Annotated in this window: 1 protein-coding gene; it reads right to left on the reverse strand. The window is 35.2% G+C overall.

Going from position 1 to position 1,386, the window contains the following annotated elements; genetic code table 11:
- Positions 1-104 precede the first annotated feature (104 nt).
- Positions 105-1,217 carry a hypothetical protein gene (locus tag ACOVQ4_RS14460; protein ID WP_421821337.1) on the reverse strand — a complete coding sequence of 371 codons (1,113 nt, stop codon included), beginning with the start codon at positions 1,215-1,217 and terminating at the stop codon, positions 105-107.
- Positions 1,218-1,386 lie beyond the last annotated feature (169 nt).

Genomic DNA, 1,386 nt, shown 5'->3' on the forward strand with positions numbered 1-1,386 from the left:
TTGCCTTGTGCCTAAAACACAAAACTTAAATATAATTTTGCACGATAACTTAAGTCGGAAAAACGTAGCGCTTATTGAATTTAGGATTTCTTAATGGTAAAATCCTATGGTTTACAATTTTGCCAGTACAATTTCTCAGCTCGTTTTAGTCCTTTTGAAGACAAGAAGCTCCAATCCATACAAGCATATTTTAGGATACCTGCCGCTTGGTAGCATTCGGCTCGTTTGTAAAGCGCATCGATAGAGTCTTCGGTCATTAAGATACACTTTGTAAGAAAGCCTACAGCTTTATCATATTTTTTGCGAGCCATGAGCCCCATCGCTCGGTTATAGAAATTGTCATAAATCTCTGGGTCGTAGGCTATGTTTTTGGGGTCTTCCTTTTCTGTTTGAAATGCATATTGGATTCTTGACTTATAATTTTTTTCTTTCCATTTGGCAGGAAGCCATTTTCTGTTGGTGTTTTGTATCGCTGCAATTAAATAAGGATTATATTCAGGATTTGTACTTGAGGTAATGACAATATTTTCAACCAAGCCTCTGGTGGTCACATCAAATGAAACCTCAAAGCGAGTATTGATATTTTTGGGTAAATGTGTTAAAAACTCATCCTCAATATAATTGTAAGAAACCCCGTAGGTATCTTCAAAAGCCTGTTCAAAGTCGGATACATTGCGTAGCCATTCTGAATTGCCTCTAAATTTTGGATAAACTTCTTGATTAAATAAAAATACGGTATCCTTTTTAGGAGAATCAAAAACAACATTGGGTTTGATTAATTTTCTTAAATAAATTTCGCTAGGCGTATCTTTTGTGGCCAAATAGTGAAATCTAAGCTTTTCGTCTTCATCCAAGTTTTTGGCATATACACTAAAGATGATTTCATAATCATTGATTTTGTCAATTTTATAAATAGCTTCATTGATGGTAACCAGCGAGTCGATAATGCGAAAACGAAACGAGGAGGCTTGCTCGCCCTGAATGAAAGAACCCGTGCCATTTTTTCTAAATAGTAAGCACATCACTGTTTTTCGTTCGGCGGCTGGGTCCTGCAAAATGCTCCCATCTTGCATATCCACATAGTTTTTCTCCCAATTGTACTTAGTTAATAATTGAAAAATTTGAACAGGATAGCTTGAGGAGTCAATTTTAGATTGTGCAAAGATGACGGTCTGGACAAGGTATACTAATAGAAAGGATAAAACATTTTTTTTCATAGGACTATCGTGTTTGTAAGCAGGTCATAAAAATTGATACACTCGTATTAAGTATTAGTGCAAAATTATATTTAAGTTTTTTATCATAAGGACAAGGCAACAGGCACAAGGCAAAGAGTGTTAAAATGTTTTTTAGTAATGATAGATATATTTTGCCGAATGCCCAGAG

This window comes from Flectobacillus sp., from assembly GCF_049240685.1.
Lineage (GTDB): Bacteria > Bacteroidota > Bacteroidia > Cytophagales > Spirosomataceae > Flectobacillus.

Excerpts from the sequence above, each read along its gene's own strand:
- ACOVQ4_RS14460 (WP_421821337.1), bottom strand. The coding sequence starts at position 1,217 with ATGAAAAAAAATGTTTTATCCTTTCTATTAGTATACCTTGTCCAGACC.